Below are 26,056 nucleotides of genomic sequence, written 5' to 3'. Positions count from 1 at the left end.
AACGCGCGGGAAAGGCGCAATCTTAGCCGCTTCGGCGGGCGCGCCCAAGAACGCCCGGGCCGGCAAGGGATTTCCCGGCTTGAGCGGCGGCGCGCGGCGCCGCACACTCTGCCGCCATGCGCGCCTTCCCGCTTGCCGTCATCGTCATCGCCCAGCTCTTCGGCACCTCGCTGTGGTTCTCCGCCAACAGCGCGGGCGACGACCTGATGCGCGCGTGGGCGCTCAATGCGGCCGACATCGGGCGGCTGACGATCGCGGTGCAGCTCGGCTTCATCCTCGGCACGCTCGGCTTCGCGCTCAGCGGCCTCGCCGACCGCTTCGCGGCGAGCCGCATCTTCGCGCTGTGCGCCCTCCTCGGCGCAGCGGCCAACGCCGGCTTCGCGCTGCTCGCACAGGGGCTGGCGGATGGCCTGGCCTGGCGTTTCGCCGTCGGCCTGGCGCTCGCCGGCGTCTATCCGCTGGGCATGAAGCTGGTGGTGAGCTGGGTGCCGCAGCACGCGGGCGCGGCGCTCGCCTGGCTGGTCGGCATGCTGACCCTGGGTACCGCGCTGCCGCACGGGGTGCGCGCGCTCGATGCCGGCTGGGGCTGGCAGGCGACCTTGCTGGTGTCCTCGCTGCTGGCGCTGCTGGCGGCGGGGATGATCTTCGCGCTCGGCGACGGCCCGCACCTCGCCCGCCGCCCGGGCGCACCGCGGCTGCGCCTGGGCGAGGGCCTGTACGCCCTGCGCGAGCCGCGCTTCCGTGCCTCGGCCTTCGGCTACTTCGGCCACCAGTGGGAGCTGTACGCCTTCTGGACGCTGGTGCCGCTGCTGGTGACGGCGGCGCGCGGCACCGAGGCGGGGCCGCCGTCGGGCCCGGCCTTCGCGGTGATCGGTATCGGCGCCGCCGGCTGCGTGCTCGGCGGCTTGCTCAGCCGCCGCATCGGCAGTGCGCGGGTGGCGGCGCTGGCGCTCGCGGTGTCCGCGCTGTGCTGCGCGATCTACCCCTTCGCCAGCGCCTGGCCCCCGCTGCTGCTGGCGGGGCTGATGCTGGTCTGGGGCGCCAGCGTGGTGGCCGATTCGCCGCATTTCTCCGCCATGTCCGCGCGCGCCTGTGCGCCGGAGAGCGTGGGCAGCGCCCTGGCCTTCCAGAACGCGATCGGCTTCGCGATCACCATGGCCTCGATCGAGCTCACCACCCGCCTGTGGCCGCTGATCGGCGATCGCGTGGCGTGGGTGCTGCTGCCCGGGCCGGTGCTGGGGCTGATTGCGCTGCGGCCGCTGCTGCGGGCGTCGTGAGTCCGCCTGCAGCGGCGAGCGCCCATGCAGTGACGATTTCAGGCCGCAGCGTTTGTTTCGCTCTCGTTGCGCCACCAAGCCCGGATGAGCGCGATCATCATGCCGAGCATGCCCCCCAGCATGCCGCCGAGGACCACACCAAGGGCGAGACCGGGCTTGCGCACCTTGACCTCGGCGCCCTCGGGTGATGCCACGAAGCGCATGCTCGAAAGGTAGTTGCTCGACCAGTTTTCACGCTGCACGTCGATCTCGTTCCAGGTCTGCTCGACGATATCGAGCGTTCTGTCATGATCCTGGAATGCGGCCGTTTGGATGTTCTCCAGCGAGCGGAGAAACGCGCGACCGGTGGTGGGTTGCTGCAGCGCTTGTTGCGCCTGGCAGTAGTAATCCCGCTTCAGCGCACTGGCGATGCGCTCGCGCTTGCGGCGGGCTTCCGCGAGCTTCATGTCAGCGATGTGAATTTCCGACGCGACGAGCTGGGCTGCTGGGGAAAGGAAGCGCTCGGTACCCTTCTCGAGCGAGACGATCTGGCGGTTGTCGATCGTGCTTGCGGATGGATTGCGGGCGATGATCTCGCGCAGATTTGCAAGGCGCCCCTCTTCCTGCCTGATGGCGAAGTCGTTCTGGATCTGGGCGTTGCGCAATTCTTGCTCACGGGTGCTGTACTCGGTGCACTGGGCGAGCATCGTCGCTTCCATGTTCACCCGGATGATGGAGTCGCGGACGTATTCGGCGAGCAGAGCGACCGGGGTGCCGCCCGTTGGGTCCTTGTGTGCAAGCTGGATGCGGACGCCGATCATGGCGCTGGGATTGTCGTCGTCGAGCTTGACGCCGAATGTCTTCTGGTCGCGGTCGGTGAAGGCGAATTCGGGCTTGAGCGCATCACGCAGGGCATCTTGAGTATCGGCCAGCGTCCACAGCAGCCCGCCTTCGGGGGTCGTCGCCTGATCGGTGGTCTGGAGGAACTGCTGCAGGCGGGCGCCGCTGGAGAACACGTTCTCATAGCGCTTGTAGTTCGCTGCCGACACGCCGGGGGTCAGGAAAAGGCCTTCGGTCACGTGTTTGGTGGAGAACAGGCTCGCGCCCAGACCGATCGCCGCGCCGAGGACGCCGATGGCGATGATCAATACCTTCTGTCGCCAGAGTACGGTTACGAGTTGGCGCAGATCGATTTCGTCTTCAGTGTTTGCGGGGGGGGTACTGATTGGGCTGCATGACGCTTGGCTCGTCCGGAAAATATCAAATTGTTGCATTAAGTTTCAGATTGATAAATTAGACGAAGGTAATAGGTTGCTCGCGATAGTGATGATTTATTCGCGAATTAGTGCGACTGCCGGTCATCAGTACAATGATGAAAGCGCCCGATGTGGGTAACTCCTGGAGGAAAAACAATGAAGATGCACTCTGGCACAAGGATGTTCGCGCTCCTGGCCTGCGCGGCAACCCTGATTACGGGCACTGACTCCGCCTTCGCGCAGCAGGGCGAGGCCGCGCCCGCGCTGCGCCTCGAATGCGGCGGCATCGGGCTGGAGGAGTCGCAGCGCATGCGCGCGGAGGTGGGGATGCATGCGCTGACGCTGTTCTTCTCGACGATGGAGGGCGGGTTCGTCACCGACGTGGCGACGCGGGTGGATGATCCGCTCGGCGACCGCCGGGTGGAGGCGTCCTGCGGTCCGCTCGGCCAGCTCGACGTGACCGAGGCCGGGCGTTACCGCATCACCGCGACCTACGCCGGGCAGACGCAGGAGCACTGGATCGACCTGAGTCCCGGCGGCGGCGCGCGACTGGCGCTGCGCTGGCAGGAGTGAGTCCGCGTACGCGATCCGCCTTATCCGCACGCGCCGAAGCCGTTAAACTCGCGCTCCTTGTCCAGTTTGAGCCGGAGCGATCCATGACTGTCCAGCGCGTCCTCACCGGGATCACCACCTCGGGCACGCCCCACCTCGGCAACTACGCCGGCGCCATCCGTCCGGCGGTCGCCGCCAGCCGCCAGCCCGGCGTCGAGAGCTTCTACTTCCTGGCCGACTACCACGCGCTGATCAAGACCACCGACCCGCTGCGCGTGCAGCGCTCGACGCTGGAGATCGCCGCCACCTGGCTCGCCGCCGGGCTCGACACCGACCGCGTGTGGTTCTACCGCCAGTCCGACATCCCCGAGATCCCCGAGCTCACCTGGCTGATCACCTGCGTCGCCGGCAAGGGCCTGCTCAACCGCGCCCACGCCTACAAGGCGGCGGTGGACAAGAACACCGCCGAGGGCGTGGATCCGGACGCCGGGGTCAACATGGGCCTGTACATGTACCCGGTGCTGATGGCGGCCGACATCCTGATGTTCAAGGCGCATTCGGTGCCGGTCGGGCGCGACCAGATCCAGCACATCGAGATGGCGCGCGACATCGCCGGCAGCTTCAACCACCTCTACGGCGAGCATTTCGTGCTCCCCGAGGCCGCCATCGACGCATCGGTCGCCACCCTGCCCGGGCTGGACGGCCGCAAGATGAGCAAGAGCTACGACAACACCATCCCGCTGTTCGCGCCCACCGCCGAGCTGAAGAAGCTGATCTTCTCGATCGTCACCGACTCGAGGGCACCGGGCGAGCCCAAGGACGCCGACGGCTCGGCGCTGTTCCAGCTCTACCAGGCGTTCTCGACCGCCGAGGAGACGCGCGCCATGCGCACCGCCTTCGACGAGGGTATCGCCTGGGGCGAGGCCAAGCAGGCCCTGTTCGAGCAGGTCGAGGCCGCGGTGGCGCCGATGCGCGAGCACTACCAGGCGCTGATCGCCGAGCCGGCGCGCATCGAGAAGCACCTGCACGAAGGCGCGGCCAAGGCGCGCGCGATCGCCACCCCCTTCCTCGCCGAGCTGCGCCACGCGGTCGGCCTGCGCAACCTGGCCAGCGTGCCGCAGGCGGCCAGGGCCGAGAAGGCGAAGGCGGCGCTGCCGCAGTTCAAGCAGTACCGCGAGGCCGACGGCCGCTTCCATTTCAAGCTGGTCGACGCCGACGGCCGCCTGCTGCTGCAGGGCGCGGGCTTCGCCTCGCCGCGCGAGGCGGGCGCGGTGGTGGCGGCGCTCAAGCAGGGCGCCGCGTTCGCGGTCGAGGGCACGGCCGTCGTGGTCGATGGGCAGAACGTGGCCGCACTGGCCGCGGACGTCACCCCCGCCGAGCTCACCGAGGCCCTGGCGGCGTTCGCCGCCTGAGCAGGCGGGCAGTCCGCTGCCCGGTCCGTCAATGCCGGGTGATCACCACCTCGAGGTATTCGCCCGGCACCACCAGTGAATCCTCGCCGCCGACGTTGAGCGACTCGAGCAGGGCCGTCAGGTCGGCATGGAGGCGAGCCTGGCCGGTCTCGTCGAGCGCGGCGAAGGCCTTGTGGGTGGGGCCGTAGTAGTTGCGGAAGATCTCGATCCAGTGTTCCGGCGAGCGGTAGCGGAAGTTGAAGCTGCGCCGGCTGCACCGGATGTCCTCGGCGTGGGCGCCGAACAGTTCCACCAGATAGGGCTCGTCGCCCCATTTCACCGGCGAGCGCAGCCCGGCCGGCGGCGGCACGTGCGCGCCGACGGTGCGGAACAGGCGGCCGATGAAGCCCTCCGGCGTCCATGCGGCGATGCCGATGCGCCCGCCCGGACGCACGACCCGCAGCAGCTCCTCGGCGGTGCGCTGGTGGTCGGGCGCGAACATCGCGCCGAAGGTGGACAGCGCGACGTCGAACTCGCCGTCGGCGAAGGGCAGGGCCTCGACGTCGGCGACCTGGAAGCGCACCGCCAGCCCTTCGGCGCGTGCGCGTGCGGCGGCCTTGTCGAGCAGGGTGGACACGTAGTCGGTGGACGTGACCTCGGCGAAGCGGCGCGCGGCGGCCAGCGTGGCGTTGCCGTTGCCGGCGGCGACGTCGAGCACGCGCTCGCCGGCGCGCACGTCCGCGGCCTCGGCCAGGTGCTCGCCGACGATCTGCAGCGTTGTGCCGATGACCGCGTAGTCGCCGCTGGCCCAGGTGGCCTGCTGGCGCTGCTTGATTGCGGCGAGATCCGGGGTGGCGGGGGCGCTGGCGATGGCCGCGCGCAGTTCGGTGGGGGCGTTCATGTGATGTCTCCTTGCTCTGGGGTTGGGGCGGACCTCTGTGGATCCGTGCCGGGCGTGACTGCGACCGACGCCTGCATTCTTTCGCTGCGGCGGATTCGATGCTTCACTGGAAATCCGGCAGGCTTGATCGTGCGTCCGCCCTTGGCCACACGCGCCTGCCCGATTTGCGGAGGTCCTGCCCGATGGGGCGCGATACCCTGTCCGACCTGCTCGGCACCGTGCGCTTGCGTGCCGCGGTCTTCTACTACGTGAGCTGCTGGCGCAACTGGGCGACCGAGGCGCCGCCGGCGCGCGAGATCGCCGCGGCGGTGATGCCCGGCGCCGACCACGTGATGGCCTTCCACATGGTCGTGCGCGGCAGCGGCTGGGCCGCGGTGAGCGGCGAGGCGCCGCTGCGGCTGGCGAGCGGCGACATCGTCGTGCTGCCGCATGGCGATGCGCACGTGATGTCGAGCGCCCCCGGCCTGGCGGCCGAGCGCCTGCAGCCGGAGTGGGTGTTCGCCAACCGCGATGCGCCGCGGCCGATCCCGGTCAGCTACCGCGACGGCATCGGCCTGCCCGCCCCGGCAGCGCCCAGCGACGATGCCGACGCGGTGCTGGTGTGCGGCTTCCTGGGCTGCGACCTGCGCCCGTTCAACCCGCTGGTCGCTGCGCTGCCGCGGCTGCTGCACCTGCCGGCGGCGCGGGCTGGGGGCTGGATGGCGCACGTGATCGATCAGGCGGCGCGCGAGTCCGCCGAGCGCCGGGCGGGGGGCGATGCGGTGCTCGAGCGCCTGGCGGAGATGATGTTCGTCGACACCGTGCGCCGCTACCTCGACGATCTGCCCGCCGACGCCCGGGGCTGGCTGGCCGGGCTGCGCGACCGCCAGGTCGGGCGCGCGCTGGCGCTGCTGCATGGCGACCCCGCGCACGGATGGACGATCGACGAGCTCGGGCGGCAGGTCGGCCTGTCGCGCTCGGCCCTGCACGAGCGCTTCGTGCAGCTGCTCGGCCAGCCGCCGATGCACTACCTCGCGAGCTGGCGCATCCAGCTCGGCTCGCGCCTGCTGCGCGAGACCCGCCACACGGTGGCGGCGATCGCGGTGGAGGTCGGCTACGAGTCGGAGGCGGCGTTCTCGCGCAGCTTCAAGCGCCTGGTCGGCGTGCCGCCGGCGGCCTGGCGGCGGCAGGATCAGCCGGCCGTGCCGCCCACGGCATCGGCCACCACCGCCTCGGTCAGCTCCGGCGCGCACAGCTCGATGAAGCGGTAGGCGAAACCGCGCAGGTAGTGGCCGCGGCGCACCGCGATGCGGGTGACGTTCTCGGCGAACAGGTGGGTGCTGTCGAGCTTGCGCAGGCCGCGGTCGCGCTCGGGGTCGAAGGCCATCGAGGCCAGGATGCCGACACCGAGGCCGAGCTCGACGTAGGTCTTGATCACGTCGGCGTCGAGCGCCGACATCACCACGTCGGGCGCCAGCCCGGCGCGCGCGAAGGTGTGGTCGATCCGCGCGCGTCCGGTGAAGCCCTCGTGGTAGGTGATGAGCGGGTGGGCGGCGATCGCCTCCAGGGTCAGTGGCTGCACCTGCTCGAGCGGGTGTCCGGCGGGGACGACCACCGCGTGCTGCCAGCCGTAGTAGGGAAAGGAGGCCAGCTCCGGCACTTCGGCCAGCGCCTCGGTGGCGACGCCGATGTCGGCCTCGCCGTCGAGCAGCATCTGCACGATCTCGCCCGGGCTGCCCTGGTGCAGCTTCAGGTGCACCCTGGGGTAGGCGCGCTTGAAGGCGGCGACCACGGTCGGCAGCACGTAGCGCGCCTGGGTGTGGGTGGTCACCACGGTGAGCTGGCCCTGGTCGCGATTGCTGTACTGCTCGGCCAGGCGCTTGATGTTGGCGGCGTCGAGCAGCATGCGCTCGACCATCACCACCAGCTCCTTGCCGGGCGGGGTGAGGCCGAGCAGGCGCTTGCCCTTGCGCACGAAGAGCTCGATGCCGAGTTCGTCCTCGAGGTCCTTGATGTGCTTGGACACCCCCGACTGCGAGGTGAACAGCGCGTTGGCGACTTCGGTGAGGTTGAAGCCGCGCCGCACCGTCTCGCGGATGATGCGCAACTGCTGGAAGTTCATATGCCGGCGCCCGCGTCGAACTCGCCCGCGCCTGTGCTCGCGGCCGCCGGGTGCACGGTCTTGCCGTCGTGCGCGAACAGCGTCAGCCGCGAGGGCACGAGGCGCACCGGCTGGCCCTCCGCCAGGCCGAGGGCGGCCACGCGGTCGCGCGTCATCTCCACCTCGAAGTGCTGGCCGCTGGTGCCGTTGACGCCGTCGAGCTCGACGCGCGCGGTGACGCCGAAGGCGAGGACGCGGCCGACGCGGGCGGCGATGCCCACCGTCGCCGCCGGATCGACGACGATGTCGAGCTCGTGCGGACGGGCGAAGGCGACGACCTCCGCGCCGCTGTCGAAGCGCCCGTCGGCGTGCTGCAGCACCGCCTCGCCGACGTGCATGGTCTCGCCCTCGGCGCGGCCGTGGAACAGGTTCACCGAGCCGAGGAAGCCATACACGAAGGGCGTGGCCGGATGGCGATAGACCTCCTCGGGCGTGCCGATCTGCTCGACCGCGCCCTTGTTCATCAGCACCACGCGGTCGGCGACTTCGAGCGCCTCCTCCTGGTCGTGGGTGACGAAGATCGAGGTGATGTGCAGCTCGTCGTGCAGCTTGCGCAGCCAGCGCCGCAGCTCCTTGCGCACCTTGGCGTCGAGCGCGCCGAAGGGCTCGTCGAGCAGCAGCACGCGCGGCTCCACCGCGAGCGCGCGGGCGAGCGCGATGCGCTGGCGCTGGCCGCCGGAGAGCTGGGAAGGGAAGCGGTCGGCGAGCCAGTCGAGCTGCACCAGTTCGAGCAGCGCGTGCACCTTGTCGGCGATCTGCTTCTCCGACGGGCGCTGGGCGCGCGGCTTCATGCGCATGCCGAAGGCGACGTTGTCGAACACGCTCATGTGGCGGAACAGCGCGTAGTGCTGGAACACGAAGCCGACCTGGCGGTCGCGCACGTGGGTGCCCGAGGCGTCCTCGCCGTCGAGCAGCACCTGGCCGGCGTCGGCCTGCTCCAGCCCGGCGATCACCCGCAGCAGCGTGGTCTTGCCGCAGCCCGAGGGGCCGAGCAGGGCGACCAGCTCGCCGGTGGGGAAATCGAGCGAGACGTCGTCGAGGGCGACGAAGTTGCCGAAGCGCTTGTGGATGTTGCGAACCTGGATGCTCATGACTGTCCTTCGGAAACGTCGTACTGTGCGTGCGCGGCGCGGTGCTCGACCCAGGTCTTGACGCCCAGGGTCACCAGCGCCAGCAACGCGAGCAGCGAGGCCACCGCGAAGGCGGCGGCGAACTGGTATTCGTTGTAGAGGATCTCGACGTGCAGCGGCAGCGTGTTGGTCTGGCCGCGGATGTGGCCGGATACCACCGACACCGCACCGAACTCGCCCATCGCGCGCGCGTTGGTGAGGATCACGCCGTACAGCAGGCCCCACTTCACGTTCGGCAGGGTCACATGCCAGAAGGTCTGCAGGCCGTTGGCCCCGAGCACGACCGCGGCTTCCTCTTCCTCCTTGCCCTGCGCCTGCATCAGCGGGATCAGCTCGCGGGCGATGAAGGGGAAGGTGACGAACACGGTGGCCAGCACGATGCCGGGCACGGCGAAGATGATCTTGAGGTCGTGCTCCGCCAGCCACGGCCCGAACCAGCCCTGGGCGCCGAACACCAGCACGTAGATCAGGCCGGCGATCACCGGCGACACCGAGAACGGCAGGTCGATCAGCGTGATCAGGAAGTGCTTGCCGCGGAACTCGAACTTGGCGATCGCCCATGCCGCGCACACGCCGAACACCAGGTTCAGCGGCAGTGCGATCGCCGCGGCCAGCAGGGTCAGGCGCAGCGCCGACAGGGCGTCGGGGTCGACCAGCGCGGTGACGTAGGTTTCCCAACCCTTGCGCAGCGCCTCGATGAACACCGCGATCAGCGGCATCAGCAGGAACACCGCGAAGAAGGCGAGGGCGGTGCCCAGGATCAGCCATTTCACCAGCGGCGTCTCGCGCGTCGCCGCGCGCGCCTCGAAGCGGGTCTGGCCGATGGCCTGGGCCGCGCCCAGGCGGAGTGTGGTCGCGCCGGCCATCAGCGGTCCCTCCCGGTCCGTTTGGCGGTCCATGCCTGCAGGCCGTTGATGATCAGCAGCAGGGTGAAGGACAGGATCAGCATCACGGTCGCGATCGCGGTGGCGCCGGTGTAATCGTACTGTTCGAGCTTGGTGATGATCATCAGCGGGGTGATCTCCGACACCATCGGGATGTTGCCGGCGATGAAGATCACCGAGCCGTATTCGCCCACCGCGCGCGCGAAGGCGAGCGCGAAGCCGGTGAGCAGCGCCGGGAACAGGATCGGCAGGATCACGTGGCGGAAGGTCTGCCAGCGTTGCGCGCCGAGGCTGGTGGCGGCCTCCTCGAGCTCGGTGTCGAGGTCTTCCAGGATCGGCTGCACCGTGCGCACCACGAAGGGCAGGCCGATGAAGACCAGCGCCACCAGCACGCCGAGCGGCTTGAACGCCACCTGGATGCCGAGCGGCTCGAGGAACTGGCCGAACCAGCCGTTCCTGGCGTACAGCGCCGTCAGCGAGATGCCGGCCACCGCGGTGGGCAGCGCGAAGGGCAGGTCCACCAGGGCGTCGATCAGCTTCTTGCCGGGAAAGGAGTAGCGCACCAGCGCCCACGCCAGCATCAGCCCGAACACCGCGTTGATCGCGGCGGCGAGCAGCGCCATGCCGAAGGACAGCTTGTAGGACGCCATCACCCGCGGCGCGGTGACCACGTCCCAGAACTCGGCCAGGGTCAGCTCCGCCGTCTTCAGGAACACCGCCGCGAGCGGGATCAGCACGATCAGCGACAGGTAGCCGAGCGTGTAGCCGAGCGTCAGGTTGAAGCCCGGCAGCACGCGGAAGGTCCGGCTTGCGGTCATCAGCGTTTCACCACGAGCTGGTCGTAGATGCCGCCGTCGGCGAAGTGCGTCTTCTGCACCGCCGCCCAGCCGCCGAGCTTGTCATCGACGGTGAAGGTGCGCACCGGCGGGAACTTGTCGGCGTTGTTCGCCAGCACCGCGGGGTCGCGCGGGCGGAAGTTGTGCCTGGCGATGATTTCCTGCCCCGCGGGCGAGAACAGGAACTTCAGGTAGCTCTCTGCGACCTGGGCGGTGCCGCGCTTGTCCACCACCGACTTCACGACGGCGACCGGCGCCGATGCGTCGATCGAGATCGACGGATAGACCACGTCGAACTTGTTGCCGCCCAGCTCGCGGGCGATCAGGATGGCCTCGTTCTCGAAGGTCACCAGCACGTCGCCGACGTCGCGCTGGGTGAAGGTGGTGGTGGCGCCGCGGCCGCCGCCATCGAGCACCGGCACATTGGCGAACAGCTTGCTCACGAATTCGCGCGCGCCGGCCTCGCTGCCGGTCTTGTCGAGCGCGTAGCCCCAGGCCGCGAGGTAGGTGTAGCGGCCGTTGCCGGAGGTCTTGGGGTTGGGCACGATCACCTGCAGCCCGTCGCGTGCGAGGTCGTCCCAGTCCTTGATGTTCTTCGGGTTGCCCTTGCGCACCAGGAACACCGAGGTCGTGGTGTAGGGGGCGGCGTCGTGCGGCAACTGCTTGCGCCAGTCGGCGGCGACCAGGCCGCCGCGTTCGACCAGGATGTCGATGTCGGGCGCCTGGTTCATGGTCACCACGTCCGCCTCCAGGCCCGCGGCCACCGCCATGGCCTGCTTGCTCGAGCCGCCGTGCGACTGGTTCACCGTCACGCTGTCGCCGCCCTGCGCCTTCCAGTGCGCGGCGAAGGCCGGGTTGATGTCCTTGTACAGCTCGCGCGAGACGTCGTAGGACACGTTCAGCAGCGTGGTCTGGGCGACCGCGAGCGAGGCCGAGGCGCCGAGGATCAGGGCGGCGAGGGTGCGACGAAGGGTGGTCGAGCGGATTGCATTGGTCATGACGGACTCCGGAATGGGCTGATGAGACGGAGTCTAGCGACGTGCTGCAGGGCAAAAAAATAATAAAAAACGCGTTGCTTATTCTTATTTCAGCTAAACGCGAGGCGGGGACGTTTCGTCTGGTGGCGACACCGCCCGGCCAACGCTCGGGGTGATTCGCGTCCTACAATGCGCTGCCCGATCCGGATGAGGAAACGATGGCGGACTTTCTTGGCAATTTCGTGCTGGCCCTGTTGCTGGTCCTGCTGCTGCGCGTGCTCTACGCCGTCTGCGCGATGCTCGTGCGCACCCGCGACGGCGGCAACATCGCGTTTGCGATCGCCCTGCCGGCCGGCCTGCTCTACATCGTCGTGCGCAACCCGGTACCGGTGAGCAACTGGGCGGGGCTGGCGAGCGGCGCGCTGCTCGGTGCGGCGCTGCTGCTGGCGATCGCGCGCTGGCAGCGGCGTTGACCCTGACCAGGCCGCGGCCATGCGCGTCTGATCTGCAGCCCTGAATATCTAAGCAGAATTTCTTCATTCGGTTTCGACAGCGCATGCGCGAGCATGCGGCCCATCGAAACCCTGCGGAGAAGTGAGATGCCCATTGCCGATCGCCCGCTCGCGGCGCGGACGCGTGCCTTCCTCGACGGCCTGCCCCTCGAACGCGAGGGCGGGCGGCAGCTTCGCCGGCTCGCCGACGGTGGCGTAGTCGGGGACTGGTTCGGCTGCGAGCTGTCGAGCGTGTTCCAGCCGATCGTCGCTCCCGCCGATGGCCGCGCGATCGGCTACGAGGCGTATCTGCGCATTCTGGGAAGCGGTGAGCGCGCCCTGTCGCCGTGGACCCTGTTCTCGGCCAATGCAGATGACGATCAACTGGTTGCGCTCGACCGCCTGGCGCGGACGGTGCATGCGCTCAATTTCCTGCGCACCGTCGAAGGGGACGGCCTGTTGTTCCTCAACGTGCACGGTCGCCTGCTCGCCACGGTGAGCAGCGATCACGGTGCCGCCTTCCGCAAGGTGGTCGATGCGCTCGGTCTGCCGCCCGAGCGCATCGTCATCGAAACGCCCCTTGCAGCCAGCAGCCAGCCCGACCTGCTCGCCTTCGTGCTGCGCAACTACCGCAACAACGGCTTCCAGGTGGCGATCAACGTCGCGTCGCCTAAGCAGTGGCAGGCGCTCTGCATCGGCGTGCCCGCCCAGTTCGTCAAGATCGACGGCGCGCGGCTGCTCCCGGCCGAGGATTGGCGGGCACGTGTGGATGGGATGGCGGCCGTGCGCGAGCGGGTCCGCATCGTGTTGACGCGGCTCGAGCACAAGCTGAACGGCCCGCTACCCGAGGAGGTGTGCGTGCAGGGCCATGGCTATGGTCTTCCCGCGCAGTACGCCATGATCACGCGAGCCTGGCGCCGCGTGCCGGACCGCGTCGCTCTCTGAGCCCCGGTCCAGGAACCTGTCGAACTGAAGCGCATAGGCACTGCGGAAATCCGTCTTTGGAATCGGCGTGCGGGTTCGCTACCATCGAGCGCTCGTGCGCCCGCTCCATGATCGGAGTGTGGCGCAGTCTGCAAAGCCTTCGTTCAGGATTCCTCTCATGATCGTCTTCGTTACCGGCGCCTCCGCCGGCTTCGGCGCCGCCATCGCCCGCAGCTTCGTCAAGGGCGGCCATCGCGTCGTCGCCACCGCCCGCCGCAAGGACCGCCTCGATGCGCTCGCCGCCGAACTCGGCGATGCGCTGCTGCCGCTGGAGCTGGACGTGCGCGACGCCGATGCGGTCGCCGCGCTGCCGGGCGCGCTGCCCGCCGGCTTCGCCGAGGTGGATGTGCTGGTCAACAACGCCGGGCTCGCCCTCGGCCTTGACCCCGCACATACAGCCTCGCTGGACGACTGGCGGACCATGATCGACACCAACTGCACCGGCCTGGTACAGGTGACGCGCGCCTTTCTGCCCGGCATGGTCGAGCGCAACCGCGGCCACGTGTTCAACCTCGGTTCGGTGGCGGGGCGCTGGCCCTATGCCGGCGGCAACGTCTATGGCGCTACCAAGGCCTTCGTTCGCCAGTTCAGTCTCAACCTGCTCGCCGATCTGTCCGGTACCGCGATCCGCGTCACCGACATCGAGCCCGGCCTGTGCGGCGGCACCGAGTTCTCCAACGTGCGCTTCTACGGCGACGACGACAAGGCGGCCAAGGTCTATGCCGACGTCCAGCCGCTGACCGCCGAGGACATCGCCGACGCGATCTACTGGATCGCGACCCGGCCGGCGCACGTCAACATCAACACCATCGAACTGATGCCGGTGGCGCAGTCCTTCGCCGGGCTGTCGGTGCATCGCGGCTGACGGGGGGCTGCGCACGCCGGCCTGGCGCCCCGGGGGCGGCTGATCCCGGGGCGCCCGTGTGCACGATCGCGGTCGGCGGCAACCCGCCCCGGCCCCTCAGGCCAGCAGGGCGAGAAGGGCACGCGCGGTGGCCTCGGACGAAGCCGGGTTTTGCCCCGTCACCAGGCGCCCGTCGGTGACGACGTGCTCCTGCCAGTCGGCAGCACGGGAGTACTCGGCGCCGTTGGCCCTGAGCATGTCCTCGACCAGGAAAGGCACCACGTCGGTGAGCTGCACGGCTGCCTCCTCGGTGTTGGAGAAGGCGGTGACGCGGCGACCGCTGACCAGCGGTCGGCCATCCTGGCCCCGGGCGTGGCGGAACACGGCGGGAGCGTGGCAGACCGCGGCGACGGGCTTGCCGGCAGCGTACACGGCTTCGATCAGCGCCCGCGAGGCCGGATCCTCGGCCAGATCCCAGAGCGGGCCGTGGCCGCCCGGGTAGAACACCGCGTCGAAGTCTTCGGCGCGCACCGAGTCGAGACGAAGGGTCGAAGCGAGCTGCGCCTGAGCGGCAGCGTCGGCTCGGAAGCGGCGGGTGGCGTCGGTCTGGAAACCGGGGTCGTCGCTCTTCGGGTCGAGAGGCGGCTGACCACCGAGCGGCGAGGCCAGCGTGAGCTCGGCGCCCGCGTCCCTGAAGGCATAGTAAGGGGCGGCGAATTCCTCCAGCCAGAATCCGGTCTTGTGACCGGTTTCCCCGAGGCGGTCGTGCGACGTCAGTACCATGAGGATTTTCATCAGGATTCCCTTGTGTGGGGGCGGGGGCGCGTGTCGCCGCGTCCAGGACTACCCGGCAGTGCGCCTTGGATCTTGGCGCGCGCTTCTGGCGGGCGTCGTGGTGCAGAGCGTGTCCAGTTTAGTCGAGTTGCGGGTCTCGAACTCCCCCGTGTGGCAGAACCTGAGCGCCAGTCAGGCGTGCCCCACGCAAGTTCAGGAAGCGTCGCGTCTGGTGCCGGAGGCGGGCCAGTGCGCTGCCGCGCCCTCGCAGTGGGGCGCGCCGATCCGCGGCGATCAGCCCGAGCGGGCGGTCGGCCGCGCTGTCGCGCAACTGTTGAAGCAGGCTCAGCGCCAGGGGCCAAGGCCCGTGGCCGGAGTCGATGTTGATGTGGCCGGCATCGCCGATGTCGATCAGGCGACTGCCCCAGCGCGCGGCCAAGCTGCGGGCGGCCTCTGGCTTCAGCCACGGGTCGTTGCTGCTGGCCACCAGGATGCTTTGGCAGTTGAAGCCTGAATGCGGCAGGAAGGGGCCGAGCCCCGCGCTGCGTCGGGAATCCGCGCGCACGCCGAGCAGCTCGAAGCGCTCCGGATCGGCCGGGGCGACCAGCAGCAGGCCCGCCACGCGGTGTGGGCGGTCGGCCGCGGCCACCGCGCTGGCCAGGCAGCCGAAGCTGTGCGCGACCAGCCACACCGCGCCGGTGGCCTCGTCGATCTCGCGCCGCACCTCGCCCGCCCAGCGCGCCAGCAGCGGTGCGTCCCAGTCGATGCCGGTGACGCGCCGGGCATCGGGCAGCTCGTGCTCGAGCCAGGTCTGCCAGTGCCCGGGGCCGCTGCCGTGATAGCCAGGGACGATCAGCACCGTCTCGCGCATGGCGGCCTCACAGCGTGGCGATCGACACTTCGGTGGACTTCACCAGCGCGACGACTTCGGAGCCGGGCTTGAGCCCGAGCTCGTCCACCGGGCGCGTGGTGATCACCGAGGTGACGATGCCGGAGGAGGTCTCGACGTCGACTTCGCTGACCACGTCGCCGCGGATGATCTCCTTCACCCGGCCGCGAAACTGGTTGCGTACGTTGATTGCCTGGATTGCCATCGCCTCTCCCCTTATTTGCTGGCGTAGATCTGGTCGAACACCCCGCCGTCGGCGAAGTGCTTCTTCTGCGCCGCCTGCCAGCCGCCGAGGTCCTCGATGGTGATCAGCTCGACCTTCGGGAAGCGGGCGACGTCGGCCGGGTCGGCGTGTTCGGGCTTGACCGGGCGGTAGTAGTGCTTGGCGGCGATCTTCTGACCGACCGGCGAGTACAGGTACTCGAGGTAGGCCTGCGCCACCTTGGCGGTGCCGCGCTTGCTGGCCACGCCATCGACCACCGTGACCGGCGGCTCGGCGAGGATCGAGATCGAGGGCACCACGATCTCGAACTTGTCCGGCCCGAGTTCGTTGATCGACAGGAAGGCTTCGTTCTCCCACGCCAGCAGCACGTCGCCGATGCCGCGCTGGACGAAGGTGTTGGTGGCGCCGCGCGCGCCCGAGTCCAGCACCGGCACGTGCTTGAGCAGTTCGGTGACGAAGGCCTGTGCGCTCTGCTCGTTGCCGCCGGGCTGCTTGAGCGCGTAACCCCAGGCGGCGAGGTAGTTCCAGCGCGCGCCGCCGGAGGTCTTCGGATTGGGGGTGACGACCTCGACGCCGGGCTTCACCAGGTCGCCCCAGTCCTTGATGCCCTTGGGGTTGCCCTTGCGTACCAGGAAGACGATGGTCGAGGTGTAGGGCGAACTGTTGCTGGCCAGGCGTGTCTGCCAGTCGGCGGGAATCTTGCCGGTCCGCTCGGCGATGGCGTCGATGTCGTAGGCGAGCGCCAGGGTGACGACGTCGGCTTCGAGTCCGTCGATCACCGCCCTTGCCTGTTTGCCCGCACCGCCGTGCGACTGCTTGATGGTGACGGTCTCGCCGGTCTTGTCCTTCCAGTAGCGGGCGAACTCCGGGTTGAATTCCTGGTAGAGCTCGCGCGTCGGGTCGTAGGACACGTTGAGCAGGGTGGTCTGCGCCTGCGCGCTGCCGACCAGTCCGGCGGCGAGGGTGAGGGCGAGCAGGGTGCGGCGAAGGGGGCTGAAGCGCATCGTGATTTCTCCATGAGGGTAACTGCGATGGAGGAAATCTATCCGTGCCGCCTGATGATCCGAACCAAGAAAAAGCGCATTGCTTATTCCGCCCGGACGCGGGCGCACTTCACACAATCGCGCGAAGAGACTGTGGTGCGCGTGTAACAGTGTCATTTTTACGCCGCAGAATGGTGATAATCACCGCACTGCAATACCGTCCCGCCCGCCCGTGAGTCCCGACGTTCCGAATCCCGCGCCGGCGCCCCAGCGCCGCCCGTTCCGCCCCTGGCGCCTGCTTGCCGCCGTCATCGTCGTGCTGGTGCTGGTCGCGCTGGTGGCGGGCGTGATGCTGCTGTGGCACGAGATGAAGACCTCGCGCCTGCAGGCGCGCGAGATCGCGCGCCATGCCGCGCGCCTGGACTACGCGCTGGTGGCCGGGCCGAGCGACGCGATCCGCTTCCCGGCCCACGGTCCCTTCGACCAGCGCCTCGGCTACACCGGGCTGCCGCGTTTTTCCGAACGCCTGCAGGCGCGCGGTTTCGCGCTGACCGAGCAGGTGCGCTTCAACGACGCGCTCATCGAGCACGTCGAACGCGGCCTGTTTCCGCCCTATGCGGAGAAGACGCGCGCCGGTCTCGACGTGTTCGACTGCCGCGCCCAGCCGCTGTACGGCTTCCGCTACCCCTGGCGCGGCTATGCGCGCTTCGAGGACGTGCCGGCGATCGTCGCCCAGGCGCTGCTGTTCATCGAGAACCGCGACCTGCTCGACGAGACGCGGCCGACGCTGAACCCGGCGGTGGACTGGGTGCGCTTCGCGCGCGCCGCGCTCGGCCAGCTCGGGCGCATGGTCAATGCCGACCTCGACGCGCCCGGCGGCAGCACGCTCGCCACCCAGATCGAGAAGTACCGTCATTCGCCCGACGGCATCACCCTGGATGCGCGCGAGAAGCTGCGCCAGATGGTGTCGGCCTCGGTGCGCGCCTACCGCGAGGGCGAGCAGACCCTGCCGGTGCGCCGGCGCCTGGTGCTGGACTACCTGAACACGGTGCCGCTGTCGGCCGCGCCCGGCCACGGCGAGGTCAATGGCCTGGGGGACGGCCTGTGGGTGTGGTTCGGCGCCGACTTCGATCGCGTCAATGCGCTGCTGTCCGAGCCGGAAGGCAAGGGCGCCGAGCGTGTCGCCCAGGGCCAGGCCCTGCGCCAGGTGGTGGCGCTGATGATCGCCCACCGCCGCCCGTCGTGGTATCTCGCCGGCGGCCGCAACGAGCTTACCCGCAGCACCGACGCCCACCTGCGCCTGCTCGCCGAGGCCGGGCTGATCAGCCCGGCGCTGCGCGACGCCGCGCTCGGCCAGCCGCTGGTCTATCGCGACCTCGCCGCCGATCCGGCGGTGGTGCCGGCCAATCCGGGCAAGGGCACGACCGCGGTGCGCGCGCGCATGGCCGGCATGCTCGGCACCTCGCTGTACAGCCTCGACCGCCTCGACGCGCGCATGAGCACCACGCTGCACGGCAGCCTGCAGCAGGCGGTGAGCGACTACCTCGGCCGCCTCGGCGACCCCGCCTTCGCGCGCAGCCAGGGCCTGATCGGCGAGCGCATGCTGCATCCGGCCACGCTCGGTGCGGTGCGCTACAGCTTCACCCTGGTCGAGCGCACCGAGGGCGGCAACCGCGTGCGGGTGCAGACCGACACCACCGACCAGCCGCTCGACATCAACGAGGGCAGCAAGCTCGAGCTTGGCTCCACCGCCAAGCTGCGCGTGCTGGCGACCTATCTCGAGATCGTAGCCGAGCTCCATGGCCGCCTCGCTGCGCTCGATGTGCCGGCACTGCGCAAGGTGGATGTCGACACCCACGACCGACTCACGCGCTGGGCGATCGACCACCTCGCCACCACGGCCGACCGCAGCCTGCCGGCGATGCTCGAGGCCGCGCTCGAGCGCCGCTACTCCGCCAGCCCGGGCGAGGGTTTCTTCACCGGCGGCGGGCGCCACACCTTCGGCAACTTCAACGACACCGACAACGGCCGCGAGCCCACGCTGCGCGAGGCGCTGCAGGCCTCGATCAACCTGCCCTTCGTACGCCTGATGCGCGAGATCGTGCGCCACACCATGTACCAGGTGCCGGGCAGCACCGCGCGCCTGCTCGAGGACAACCAGGACCCGCGCCGCATCGAATACCTCGCGCGCTTCGCCGACCGCGAGGGCCAGGCCTTCCTGCGCCGCTTCTGGCGCAAGTACCAGGACCGCAGCGCGGAGGAGATGCGCTCGATGCTGCTCGACGGGCTGCGCCCGGGCGCCGACCGCCTCGCCGCGGTGTTCCGCTACCTGGAGCCCGAGGCACCGCCGGCCGCGCTCGCCGCCTTCCTCGGCCGCCGCCTGGGCGACGGGGCGCTGAGCGAGGCGCGCATCGGCCAGCTCTACGCCCGCCACGCCCCCGACGCCTTCGATCTGCCCGACCGCGGCTACGTCGCGCGCGTGCATCCGCTCGAGCTGTGGCTGGTCGCCTTCCGCCTGCAGCATCCGCAGGCGAGCCTGGCCGATGCGGTGGCGGCGAGCGAGAAGGAGCGCCAGCAGGTGTATCGCTGGCTGTTCCGCACCCGTGCCAAGGGCGCGCAGGATTCGCGCATCTTCACCCTGCTCGAGGTCGAGGCCTTCCTCGACATCCATCGCCGCTGGGCGAGGCTGGGCTATCCCTTCGGCCACCTCGTGCCCTCGCTGGCGACCGCGCTCGGCAGTTCCGGCGACCGCCCGGCGGCGCTCGCCGAGCTGATGGGCATCATCGTCAACGACGGCCGCCGTCTGCCGACGCGGCGCATCGACACCGTGCGCTTCGCGGCCGCCACGCCCTACGAGACCGCGTTCGCGGTGCGCCCCGCCGAGGGCGAGCAGGTGATGGCGCCGGAGGTGGCGCAGGCGCTGCGCGGGGCGCTGTCCGACGTGGTCGAGGGCGGCACCGCGCGGCGGCTTGCCGGCGCCTTCCGCCTGGCCGACGGCACCGAGATCACGCTCGGCGGCAAGACCGGCACCGGCGACAACCGCATCGTGGTCAAGGGCCGCGCCGGCCTGGCCATGAACCGCACCGCGACCTTCGTCTTCTACCTCGGCCCGCGCCACTTCGGCACGCTCACCGCCTACGTCATCGGCCCCGACGCCGCGAACTACCGCTTCACCTCGGGCCTGCCGGTGCAGATCCTGAAGTCGATGGGGCCGGTGCTCCTGCCGCACCTCGAAGCCGGTGGTGCGGACGCCTGCCTGCCGCCGCCGCGGCTCGCGCCGCTGCCCGGCGGCGATGGCGCAGCCGACGAGGAGGGGGCGCCGGCCGCGGACGAGCTCGTGAGAAATGGCGAAATGCAGGCGGTGATCGCCGAGCCGATGCCGGCCGTGCCGGTGGAGACGATGCCGGACGAACTCAACGTCGAGCCGCCGCCAGCCGCGCCTGCGCCGCGCGATTGAGCTCGGGCGCGCGCGCTTCCAGGAAGCGCAGGAAGGCGTCGGCGAGCGGGGTCAGGCGCTTGCCGGTCGGATGCACCACCTGCCACTGCGTCAGCACCGGGGTGTCGGCCACGCGCAGCACCGCGATGCCCTCGTCCACGGCGTGGGCGAGCGCATGCGCCGACAGCAGCGACAGACCCAGCCCGCCCGCCACCGCCTGCTTCACCGCCTCGTTGCTGCCCAGCTCCAGGCGCGGGCGCAGCGCCAGGCCGTGGGCGGCGAAGAAGTGCTCGGCGGCCTGGCGGGTGCCGGAGCCGGGTTCGCGCAGCACGAACTCCTCGTCCGCGAGCGCGGCGATCGGCACCTTGGCCGCGCCGGCCAGGGCATGGTCGGCGGGCGCGATCACCACCAGCGGGTTGGCGAGGAAGGGCTTGGCCACCACCGGCGGCGCGTCCGGCGGCCTACTCATGATGTAGAGGTCGTCGAGGTTGTCCGCCAGGCGGCGGATCACCGCGTCGCGGTTGAGCACCACCAGCGACACCTCCACCGCCGGCCGCTCGCGGCGGAAGTCGCCGAGCAGGCGCGGGATGAAGGTCTCCGCGGTGCTCACCACCGCCAGCCGCAGCCGCCCGACCACGTCGCCGCGCAGCTCGGCCAGGGTTTCGTCGAGGTTCTCCAGTTCCTGCTCCACCCGCGTCGCGGTGGCCAGCACCACCCGCCCGGCGGCGGTGAGGTGCAGCCGGCGGCCGACGCGCTCGAACAGCGGCAGGCCGACCTGCTCGGCGAGCTGGCGCAATTGCGTCGACAGCGTGGGCTGGGTCAGGTGCAGGCGCTGGGCGGCGCGCGACACGCTGCCCTCGCGCGACACCGCGAGCAGCAGGCGGAGCTGGTGGAAGGTCAGGCGCATCTAGGATCGAGGGGCGAGAAGAGATATATAGATTAAAGTATATGTTAACGACAAAAACAAAGCATTTTTCTGCATATGTGCGCTGCGGCAAAATGCCCTTCGTTCCGGCCCCGTGGCCGCCAAGCACTTCGAAGGAAAACAACAAATGGTCGATGCCGTTCCCTTCTTCTTCGCCCTCGGCGCCGTCGCCTCGCTCGCCCGCTCCGGCCTGCGCCTGCCGGCGGCGGTGTTCGAGACCCTGTCGATCTACCTGCTGCTGGCCATCGGCCTCAAGGGCGGGGTGGAGATCGCGCGCGCGGAAAGCGCCACGCTGTGGGTCGATGCGCTGCTGGCGATCGGCCTCGGCGCGCTCATCCCGCTGCTGGTGTTCCCGCTCTTCCGCCTGCGCTTCTCGCGGCCCGACGCCGCCTCGCTGTCGGCGCACTACGGCTCGGTCAGCATCGTCACCTTCGCGGTCGGCAGCGCGGTGCTGGCCGGGCGCGGCATCGAGGTCGAGGGCCACCTCGCCCTGCTCGCCGCGCTGATGGAGGCGCCGGCACTGATCGTCGCCACGCTGATCGCGCGCTGGGGGGTGAAGTCGGGCGACGGCAGCTCCACTGCGGGCGCGCTGGTGCACGAGGTGTTCGCCAACAAGAGCGTGGTGCTCCTCGGCGGCGGCATCCTGATCGGCTGGGTCGCCGGGCCGCAGGGCCTGGAGCCGCTGTCGCCGCTGTTCGTCGATCTGTTCAAGGGCGCGCTGTGCCTGTTCCTGCTCGAGATGGGCCTGATCGCCGCCGACCGCCTGCCCGATCTGAAGAAGGCCGGCCTGTTCCTGGTCGGCAGCGCGCTCGCCCTGCCGCCGGTGCTGGCCCTGGCCGGCTGGGGCGTGGCGCAGGCGATGGGCCTGGGCGTGGGCGGCACGGTGCTGATGATGACGCTGGCCGGCAGCGCCTCCTACATCGCCGCGCCGACCGCGATGCGGATCGCGGTGCCCGAGTCCAACCCGGCGCTGGGCGTGGCGGCAGCGCTGGCGGTGACCTTTCCCTTCAACCTGCTGCTCGGCATTCCGCTGTACCTGTGGTGGGCGCAGACGATGGCGGGTGCCTGAGCGGGGCGGCGGCGTCCGGCACCGCCGGCTCTTCAGGCGACACCATCTCCAGCACCGTCGGCGAGGTGCGCATCATCGGGGTGAATTGGGCGGGCTCGTCCACGATCTCGTCCGCGCTGCGACGCGACAGTGCGAGCGCGAACAGCGCCAGCGGCAGGAAGGCGAGCCCGAGGTGCAGCGGCAGCGCGATCGCGCCGATCCAGCCCATCAGCGCGCCGGCGATGGCCGGGCCGGCGGCGGCGCCCACGCCGTGCAGGAAGAGCACGCCGGTGTTGCCCGCGAGGATCTCGTCCTGATGCAGGTGGTCGACGAGGTGGGCGACCACGATCGGGTACACCGCGAAGGCCATGCCGCCGTAGATGAACAGGCCGGCGAGCGGCAGATAGGGCAGGTGGCCGAATGCGGCGACCACGCCCCCCGCCAGCGCGGCACCGAAGGCGGCGACCGCGAGCGCGAGGCGGCGGTCGCCGGCGTCCGAGAAGCGCCCCATCGGCCATTGCAGCAGCGCGCCGCCGACGATCGCGGTGGTCATCAGCAGGCCGACACCGGCGGCGTCGAGGCCGATGCGCTCGCCATACACCGGGGTCAGGCTCCAGAACGCGCCCATCGACAGCCCCGACGACAGCGCGCCGACGAAGGCCGCCGGCGCCGCGCGCCAGATCATGCGCAGCTTGAGCCTGGCCTGGTCGCCGATCTGCGGCTGCGGGAAGCGCGTCATCGTCACCGGCAGCAGCGACAGGCAGACGAAGATCGCCGCCACCGCGAACAGCGTGAAGGTCGCCGGTGTCCCCAGGCGCAGCAACTGCTGCGCGCCGGCGAGCGCGGCCAGGTTCACCACCATGTACACCGCGAACACCTGGCCGCGGCGCTCGGGCGCGGTGCGGTCGTTGAGCCAGCTCTCGATCACCGCATAGAAGCCGACCAGCCCCATGCCGGTGAGTACGCGCAAGCCCATCCAGAACCAGGGATGGACCACGATCGCGTGGAGCAGGATGCAGCACGCGACCGATGCGCCGAAGAAGGCGAAGGCGCGGATGTGGCCCATGCGCCGGATCAGCCGGGGCGCGACGAAGGTGCCGAGGAAGAAGCCGAGGAAGTAGGTCGAACCGATGAGGCCGAGGGTGTTGGTCGAGAAACCTTCCAGGCTGCCGCGCAGCGGAATGACGGTGTTGACCAGGCCGGAGCCGAGCAGCAGCAGGGCGATGCCCGAGAACAGGGCGCCGATGGGAATCAGGGTAGGCAGCATGGGCAGGTCGGGGGGGCGTGCCGGGGAGGCGCGGCGGCCCGCTGGTCGGATGAAATTTTTGTGCAAATAGTGTACCAGTTGCGGCGACCTGCTTCGTTCCCGTGTGCCCGGACCGGGGGCGCCTGATTCCGTGTATCCGCGTGTGCGGCTTGCCAAGCGGCGTCCGACTTGCTAAAAACCGTGCGGGCATCGATCGATGCCGTTTCAGCGCCGACGCGGGGACGACCCCGCCCGCCATGCGACCCCGCACGGCGACCGTCGGCTTCACAGCGGGACGACCCGCGCGACACTGGCGCCGGGCATTGCCGTGGGCGCCGCTGGCCGAGGATCTTCCCGTGTCCGCTCATCCCAAGCTTCGTTCTTTTCCCGACCGCCTGCGCCAGATCGCGCTGTTCGAGATCGGCGGCCTGCTGCTGATCACCCCGCCCTTCGCCTGGATCAGCGGCGTGCCGCTGACCGAATCGCTCGGCCTGCTCGCGCTGCTGGCGCTGATCGCGGCGATCTGGAACGGCTGCTACAACACCTGCTTCGACTGGACCGAGGGTCGCCTGACCGGTCGCACCGCCGACCGCCGTCCCTTCCGCCTGCGCTGCCTGCATGCGGTCGGCTTCGAGGGCGGCCTGCTGATCCTGACCCTGCCGGTGATCGTGTGGTGGACCGGCATGGGCTGGGTCGAGGCGCTGGTCGCCGACATCGGCCTGGCGATCACCTACACCACATACGCGCTGCTGTTCAACATGGGCTACGACCGCGTGTTCCCGATCCAGCCGGCGGCCGGCGCCGCGGGCGGGCGCGTCGATGGCGCGCTGCCGGCCGAGCGCTGCTGACATGACGCTCGCCCTGGAAACACGCGGCGCGGACCTCGGCCGCTTCAACACCTTCGGCCTGCCGGGGCGCGCCGCGCGCCTGGTGCATGTGCGCGCGGCCGAGCAGCTGCGCGCGCTGGCGCGCGAGCCGGACTGGGCGCACACGCCGCGCCTGGTGCTGGGCGGCGGCAGCAACCTGGTGCTGGGCGGCGACTTCGCCGGCATCGTGCTCAAGGTCGACATCGCCGGGCGCCGCCTGCTGCGCGCCGAGGCCGAGGCCTGGATCGTGGAAGCCGGCGCCGGCGAGAACTGGCACGACTTCGTGCGCTGGACGCTGGCGCAGGGCTGGCCGGGGCTGGAGAACCTGTCGCTGATCCCGGGCACGGTGGGCGCGGCGCCGATCCAGAACATCGGCGCCTACGGGCTGGAGATCGTGGACCGCTTCGATTCGCTCGACGCGATCGACCTCGATACCGGCGCCGCTCGCAGCTTCGGCGTGGCGGACTGCGGCTTCGGCTACCGCGACAGCGTGTTCAAGCGCCAGCCGGGCAGGTGGCTGGTCACCGCGGTGCGCTTCCGCCTGCCGCGGCCGTGGCAGCCGGTCACGCGCTATGCAGACGTGGCGCGCGAGCTGGCGGCGCGCGGCATCGAGGTGCCGGGCGCGCTCGACATCTCGGACGCGGTGATCGCGATCCGCCGCCGCAAGCTGCCCGACCCGGCCGAGATCGGCAACGCCGGCAGCTTCTTCAAGAACCCGGTGGTCGAGGCCGACGCCTGCGCCCGCCTGCTCGCCGCGCATCCGGCGATGCCGCACTATCCGCAGGCCGACGGCCGCGAGAAGCTCGCCGCCGGCTGGCTGATCGAGCAGGTCGGCTGGAAGGGGCGCGACCTCGGCCCGGTCGGCTGCTACGAGCGGCAGGCCCTGGTGCTGGTCAATCGCGGCGGCGCCACCGGCGCCGACGTGCGCCGCATCGCCGACGCGATCATGGCCGACGTCGAAGCCCGCTTCGGCGTGCGCCTGGAGCCGGAACCGGTCTTCGTCTGATCAGCCGACCTGGTCGGGCGGCTGCCGGCCGTCGAAGAAGGCGACCAGGTTGTCCACCACGCGCATGCCCATCGCCTCGCGGGTCTCGCGCGTGGCGCTGCCGAGGTGGGGCAGCAGCACGACGTTCTCCAGCGCCAGCAGGCCGGGATGGACCCGCGGCTCGTCCTCGAACACGTCCAGGCCGGCGCCGGCCAGGCGGCCCTGCTGCAGGGCCTCGACCAGCGCCGCCTCGTCGACCACGTCGCCGCGCGCGGTGTTGATCAGGAAGGCGCCCGGCTTCATCGCCGCCAGGCGCGCGGCGTTCATCAGGTGGCGGTTGGCGCCGCCGCCCGGGCAGTGCAGGGACACGAAGTCGGCCTGCGCCAGCACGTCCTCGACGCGCTCGAGCTGCGTCGCCTGTAGCGTGCCCAGCCGTTCGGGCGCCAGCCGGCTGCGGTTCTGGAACACCACCTTCATGCCGAAGCCGTGCTGCGCTCGCAGCGCCACCGCCTGGCCGATGCGGCCCATGCCGATGATGCCCAGGGTCTTGCCGCCGAGCCGGGTGCCGACCAGGTGGGTCGGGCGCCAGCCGGTCCAGCGTCCGGCGCGAATCTCGCGCTCGCCCTCGCCGGCGCGGCGCGCGACCATCAGCATCAGGGTCAGCGCCAGGTCGGCGGTGCAGTCGGTGAGCACCCCCGGGGTGTTGGTGACCACCAGGCCGCGGGCGCGGGCCGCCTCGATGTCGATGTGGCTGTAGCCGACCCCGTAGTTGGCGAGGATGCGCGCGCGCGGCGCCTCGACCGCCAGCACGGCGGAGTCGAGGCGGTCGGACACGGTCGGCAGTACCGCGTCGTAGTCGCGCAGCGCGGCGCGCAGCTCGTCGGCCGACATGCGGTGGTCGTCGGTGTTGAGCGTGGTGTCGAACAGCTCGCCCAGCCGGCGCTCGACGGCTTCCGGCCAGCGGCGGGTGAGGAGGATGCGGGGTCGGGACATGGCGTCGGGTCTGTGGTGGCGAAGGGCGAAGCTTACCGCGCCCGCC

The 26,056-nt window shown here is 70.3% G+C and carries 25 protein-coding genes; 11 read left to right on the top strand and 14 right to left on the bottom strand.

Annotated elements, in window-relative coordinates:
- Positions 1–116 precede the first annotated feature (116 nt).
- Positions 117–1,277: an MFS transporter gene (locus CKCBHOJB_RS16760; protein ID WP_281049804.1), complete on the top strand. Its 1,161-nt coding sequence runs from the start codon at positions 117–119 to the stop codon at positions 1,275–1,277.
- A 38-nt stretch (positions 1,278–1,315) separates the two neighbouring features.
- Here CKCBHOJB_RS16760 and CKCBHOJB_RS16755 read toward each other — a convergent pair whose 3' ends face one another.
- A complete protein-coding gene (locus CKCBHOJB_RS16755; protein ID WP_281049803.1) occupies positions 1,316–2,404 on the bottom strand; it encodes a lipopolysaccharide biosynthesis protein in 1,089 nt (362 codons plus the stop codon).
- A 264-nt stretch (positions 2,405–2,668) separates the two neighbouring features.
- Between CKCBHOJB_RS16755 and CKCBHOJB_RS16750 the strand changes: the two genes are divergently transcribed.
- Positions 2,669–3,085 (top strand): hypothetical protein, encoded by a 417-nt coding sequence (locus tag CKCBHOJB_RS16750; protein WP_281049802.1) that lies wholly within the window; start codon positions 2,669–2,671, stop codon positions 3,083–3,085.
- 83 nt (positions 3,086–3,168) lie between these two features.
- Positions 3,169–4,476, top strand: coding sequence for a tryptophan--tRNA ligase (locus CKCBHOJB_RS16745; protein ID WP_281049801.1), 1,308 nt, complete (start codon positions 3,169–3,171; stop codon positions 4,474–4,476).
- 28 nt (positions 4,477–4,504) lie between these two features.
- On the opposite strand, the gene CKCBHOJB_RS16740 is transcribed toward CKCBHOJB_RS16745, so the two are convergent.
- Entirely contained in the window at positions 4,505–5,356 is an 852-nt protein-coding gene (locus CKCBHOJB_RS16740; protein WP_281049800.1) for a class I SAM-dependent methyltransferase, read from the bottom strand.
- Positions 5,357–5,538: 182 nt separating this feature from the next.
- Between CKCBHOJB_RS16740 and CKCBHOJB_RS16735 the strand changes: the two genes are divergently transcribed.
- Positions 5,539–6,606, top strand: coding sequence for an AraC family transcriptional regulator (locus CKCBHOJB_RS16735; RefSeq protein WP_281049799.1), 1,068 nt, complete (start codon positions 5,539–5,541; stop codon positions 6,604–6,606).
- Here CKCBHOJB_RS16735 and CKCBHOJB_RS16730 read toward each other — a convergent pair.
- From CKCBHOJB_RS16730 to CKCBHOJB_RS16710, 5 genes are read right to left on the bottom strand one after another with little or no spacing between them, the layout of a single operon-like run.
- Positions 6,528–7,457, bottom strand: a complete 930-nt coding sequence (locus CKCBHOJB_RS16730; RefSeq protein WP_281049798.1) for a CysB family HTH-type transcriptional regulator — start codon at positions 7,455–7,457, stop codon at positions 6,528–6,530. The genes CKCBHOJB_RS16735 and CKCBHOJB_RS16730 overlap by 79 nt on opposite strands.
- Positions 7,454–8,587, bottom strand: a complete 1,134-nt coding sequence (locus CKCBHOJB_RS16725; protein ID WP_281049797.1) for a sulfate ABC transporter ATP-binding protein — start codon at positions 8,585–8,587, stop codon at positions 7,454–7,456. Before CKCBHOJB_RS16725 ends, CKCBHOJB_RS16730 begins: the two co-directional genes overlap by 4 nt.
- Complete coding sequence (gene cysW / locus CKCBHOJB_RS16720; RefSeq protein ID WP_281051713.1) at positions 8,584–9,492, bottom strand: sulfate ABC transporter permease subunit CysW; 909 nt, start codon at positions 9,490–9,492, stop codon at positions 8,584–8,586. Before cysW ends, CKCBHOJB_RS16725 begins: the two co-directional genes overlap by 4 nt.
- A complete protein-coding gene (gene cysT, locus CKCBHOJB_RS16715) occupies positions 9,492–10,328 on the bottom strand; it encodes a sulfate ABC transporter permease subunit CysT (RefSeq protein WP_281049796.1) in 837 nt (278 codons plus the stop codon). The genes cysW and cysT overlap by 1 nt, the downstream gene beginning before the upstream one ends.
- On the bottom strand, positions 10,328–11,344 hold the full coding sequence (locus CKCBHOJB_RS16710; RefSeq protein WP_281049795.1) for a sulfate ABC transporter substrate-binding protein: 1,017 nt from the start codon (positions 11,342–11,344) through the stop codon (positions 10,328–10,330). The genes cysT and CKCBHOJB_RS16710 overlap by 1 nt, the downstream gene beginning before the upstream one ends.
- A 197-nt stretch (positions 11,345–11,541) precedes the next feature.
- On the opposite strand from CKCBHOJB_RS16710, the gene CKCBHOJB_RS16705 reads away from it, so the two are divergent.
- The 3 genes from CKCBHOJB_RS16705 to ydfG all read left to right on the top strand — a co-directional run bounded on the left by CKCBHOJB_RS16705 (position 11,542) and on the right by ydfG (position 13,663).
- A complete protein-coding gene (locus tag CKCBHOJB_RS16705) occupies positions 11,542–11,796 on the top strand; it encodes a hypothetical protein (RefSeq protein WP_281049794.1) in 255 nt (84 codons plus the stop codon).
- A gap of 93 nt (positions 11,797–11,889) precedes the next feature.
- Positions 11,890–12,759, top strand: coding sequence for an EAL domain-containing protein (locus tag CKCBHOJB_RS16700; protein WP_281049793.1), 870 nt, complete (start codon positions 11,890–11,892; stop codon positions 12,757–12,759).
- A gap of 157 nt (positions 12,760–12,916) precedes the next feature.
- Positions 12,917–13,663 (top strand): bifunctional NADP-dependent 3-hydroxy acid dehydrogenase/3-hydroxypropionate dehydrogenase YdfG, encoded by a 747-nt coding sequence (gene ydfG / locus CKCBHOJB_RS16695; protein ID WP_281049792.1) that lies wholly within the window; start codon positions 12,917–12,919, stop codon positions 13,661–13,663.
- A 96-nt stretch (positions 13,664–13,759) separates the two neighbouring features.
- On the opposite strand, the gene CKCBHOJB_RS16690 is transcribed toward ydfG, so the two are convergent.
- The 4 genes from CKCBHOJB_RS16690 to CKCBHOJB_RS16675 all read right to left on the bottom strand — a co-directional run bounded on the left by CKCBHOJB_RS16690 (position 13,760) and on the right by CKCBHOJB_RS16675 (position 16,532).
- Positions 13,760–14,437 (bottom strand): type 1 glutamine amidotransferase domain-containing protein, encoded by a 678-nt coding sequence (locus CKCBHOJB_RS16690; RefSeq protein WP_281049791.1) that lies wholly within the window; start codon positions 14,435–14,437, stop codon positions 13,760–13,762.
- A gap of 118 nt (positions 14,438–14,555) precedes the next feature.
- Entirely contained in the window at positions 14,556–15,287 is a 732-nt protein-coding gene (locus CKCBHOJB_RS16685; RefSeq protein ID WP_281049790.1) for an alpha/beta hydrolase, read from the bottom strand.
- Between the two features lie 7 nt (positions 15,288–15,294).
- Positions 15,295–15,510, bottom strand: a complete 216-nt coding sequence (locus tag CKCBHOJB_RS16680) for a TOBE domain-containing protein (protein WP_281049789.1) — start codon at positions 15,508–15,510, stop codon at positions 15,295–15,297.
- 11 nt (positions 15,511–15,521) lie between these two features.
- Positions 15,522–16,532, bottom strand: a complete 1,011-nt coding sequence (locus CKCBHOJB_RS16675) for a sulfate ABC transporter substrate-binding protein (RefSeq protein ID WP_281049788.1) — start codon at positions 16,530–16,532, stop codon at positions 15,522–15,524.
- A gap of 211 nt (positions 16,533–16,743) precedes the next feature.
- On the opposite strand from CKCBHOJB_RS16675, the gene CKCBHOJB_RS16670 reads away from it, so the two are divergent.
- Positions 16,744–19,968, top strand: a complete 3,225-nt coding sequence (locus CKCBHOJB_RS16670; protein WP_281049787.1) for a transglycosylase domain-containing protein — start codon at positions 16,744–16,746, stop codon at positions 19,966–19,968.
- Here the strand turns inward: CKCBHOJB_RS16670 and CKCBHOJB_RS16665 are convergent.
- Complete coding sequence (locus CKCBHOJB_RS16665) at positions 19,925–20,854, bottom strand: LysR family transcriptional regulator (protein WP_281049786.1); 930 nt, start codon at positions 20,852–20,854, stop codon at positions 19,925–19,927. The two genes, CKCBHOJB_RS16670 and CKCBHOJB_RS16665, sit on opposite strands and share 44 nt — an antisense overlap.
- Positions 20,855–20,999: 145 nt before the next feature.
- Here CKCBHOJB_RS16665 and CKCBHOJB_RS16660 point away from each other — a divergent pair, with 145 nt between their 5' ends.
- Positions 21,000–21,941 carry a sodium-dependent bicarbonate transport family permease gene (locus CKCBHOJB_RS16660; RefSeq protein ID WP_281049785.1) on the top strand — a complete coding sequence of 314 codons (942 nt, stop codon included), beginning with the start codon at positions 21,000–21,002 and terminating at the stop codon, positions 21,939–21,941.
- Here CKCBHOJB_RS16660 and CKCBHOJB_RS16655 read toward each other — a convergent pair.
- The gene (locus tag CKCBHOJB_RS16655; RefSeq protein ID WP_281049784.1) at positions 21,880–23,187 is read right to left on the bottom strand and encodes an MFS transporter; all 1,308 of its coding nucleotides are present in this window, start codon (positions 23,185–23,187) and stop codon (positions 21,880–21,882) included. The genes CKCBHOJB_RS16660 and CKCBHOJB_RS16655 overlap by 62 nt on opposite strands.
- A gap of 335 nt (positions 23,188–23,522) precedes the next feature.
- Between CKCBHOJB_RS16655 and CKCBHOJB_RS16650 the strand changes: the two genes are divergently transcribed.
- Both CKCBHOJB_RS16650 and murB read left to right on the top strand, forming a co-directional pair.
- Positions 23,523–24,014 (top strand): PACE efflux transporter, encoded by a 492-nt coding sequence (locus tag CKCBHOJB_RS16650; protein ID WP_281049783.1) that lies wholly within the window; start codon positions 23,523–23,525, stop codon positions 24,012–24,014.
- Position 24,015: 1 nt separating this feature from the next.
- Positions 24,016–25,038, top strand: coding sequence for a UDP-N-acetylmuramate dehydrogenase (gene murB / locus CKCBHOJB_RS16645; RefSeq protein ID WP_281049782.1), 1,023 nt, complete (start codon positions 24,016–24,018; stop codon positions 25,036–25,038).
- Here the strand turns inward: murB and CKCBHOJB_RS16640 are convergent, their stop codons facing one another.
- Positions 25,039–26,010, bottom strand: coding sequence for a D-glycerate dehydrogenase (locus tag CKCBHOJB_RS16640; RefSeq protein ID WP_281049781.1), 972 nt, complete (start codon positions 26,008–26,010; stop codon positions 25,039–25,041).
- Positions 26,011–26,056 lie beyond the last annotated feature (46 nt).

Source organism: Thauera sp. GDN1 (assembly GCF_029223545.1).
In the GTDB taxonomy this organism is placed as follows: Bacteria; Pseudomonadota; Gammaproteobacteria; order Burkholderiales; family Rhodocyclaceae; genus Thauera.
The sequence above is the reverse complement of the archived record's forward strand: the minus strand, read 5'-3'. Positions and strand labels throughout refer to the sequence as shown.

Bases quoted from the DNA above. Each gene is read 5' to 3' on its own strand.
- CKCBHOJB_RS16675 (WP_281049788.1), bottom strand. From the start codon at position 16,532: ATGCGCTTCAGCCCCCTTCGCCGCACCCTGCTCGCCCTCACCCTCGCC.
- CKCBHOJB_RS16685 (WP_281049790.1), bottom strand. From the start codon at position 15,287: ATGCGCGAGACGGTGCTGATCGTCCCTGGCTATCACGGCAGCGGCCCC.
- CKCBHOJB_RS16735 (WP_281049799.1), top strand. From the start codon at position 5,539: ATGGGGCGCGATACCCTGTCCGACCTGCTCGGCACCGTGCGCTTGCGT.
- murB (WP_281049782.1), top strand. From the start codon at position 24,016: ATGACGCTCGCCCTGGAAACACGCGGCGCGGACCTCGGCCGCTTCAAC.
- CKCBHOJB_RS16745 (WP_281049801.1), top strand. From the start codon at position 3,169: ATGACTGTCCAGCGCGTCCTCACCGGGATCACCACCTCGGGCACGCCC.
- CKCBHOJB_RS16730 (WP_281049798.1), bottom strand. From the start codon at position 7,457: ATGAACTTCCAGCAGTTGCGCATCATCCGCGAGACGGTGCGGCGCGGC.
- ydfG (WP_281049792.1), top strand. From the start codon at position 12,917: ATGATCGTCTTCGTTACCGGCGCCTCCGCCGGCTTCGGCGCCGCCATC.
- CKCBHOJB_RS16640 (WP_281049781.1), bottom strand. From the start codon at position 26,010: ATGTCCCGACCCCGCATCCTCCTCACCCGCCGCTGGCCGGAAGCCGTC.
- CKCBHOJB_RS16750 (WP_281049802.1), top strand. From the start codon at position 2,669: ATGAAGATGCACTCTGGCACAAGGATGTTCGCGCTCCTGGCCTGCGCG.
- CKCBHOJB_RS16660 (WP_281049785.1), top strand. From the start codon at position 21,000: ATGGTCGATGCCGTTCCCTTCTTCTTCGCCCTCGGCGCCGTCGCCTCG.
- CKCBHOJB_RS16700 (WP_281049793.1), top strand. From the start codon at position 11,890: ATGCGGCCCATCGAAACCCTGCGGAGAAGTGAGATGCCCATTGCCGAT.
- CKCBHOJB_RS16690 (WP_281049791.1), bottom strand. From the start codon at position 14,437: ATGAAAATCCTCATGGTACTGACGTCGCACGACCGCCTCGGGGAAACC.
- CKCBHOJB_RS16760 (WP_281049804.1), top strand. From the start codon at position 117: ATGCGCGCCTTCCCGCTTGCCGTCATCGTCATCGCCCAGCTCTTCGGC.
- CKCBHOJB_RS16725 (WP_281049797.1), bottom strand. From the start codon at position 8,587: ATGAGCATCCAGGTTCGCAACATCCACAAGCGCTTCGGCAACTTCGTC.
- cysT (WP_281049796.1), bottom strand. From the start codon at position 10,328: ATGACCGCAAGCCGGACCTTCCGCGTGCTGCCGGGCTTCAACCTGACG.
- CKCBHOJB_RS16705 (WP_281049794.1), top strand. From the start codon at position 11,542: ATGGCGGACTTTCTTGGCAATTTCGTGCTGGCCCTGTTGCTGGTCCTG.
- cysW (WP_281051713.1), bottom strand. From the start codon at position 9,492: ATGGCCGGCGCGACCACACTCCGCCTGGGCGCGGCCCAGGCCATCGGC.
- CKCBHOJB_RS16655 (WP_281049784.1), bottom strand. From the start codon at position 23,187: ATGCTGCCTACCCTGATTCCCATCGGCGCCCTGTTCTCGGGCATCGCC.
- CKCBHOJB_RS16740 (WP_281049800.1), bottom strand. From the start codon at position 5,356: ATGAACGCCCCCACCGAACTGCGCGCGGCCATCGCCAGCGCCCCCGCC.
- CKCBHOJB_RS16710 (WP_281049795.1), bottom strand. From the start codon at position 11,344: ATGACCAATGCAATCCGCTCGACCACCCTTCGTCGCACCCTCGCCGCC.
- CKCBHOJB_RS16680 (WP_281049789.1), bottom strand. From the start codon at position 15,510: ATGGCAATCCAGGCAATCAACGTACGCAACCAGTTTCGCGGCCGGGTG.
- CKCBHOJB_RS16665 (WP_281049786.1), bottom strand. From the start codon at position 20,854: ATGCGCCTGACCTTCCACCAGCTCCGCCTGCTGCTCGCGGTGTCGCGC.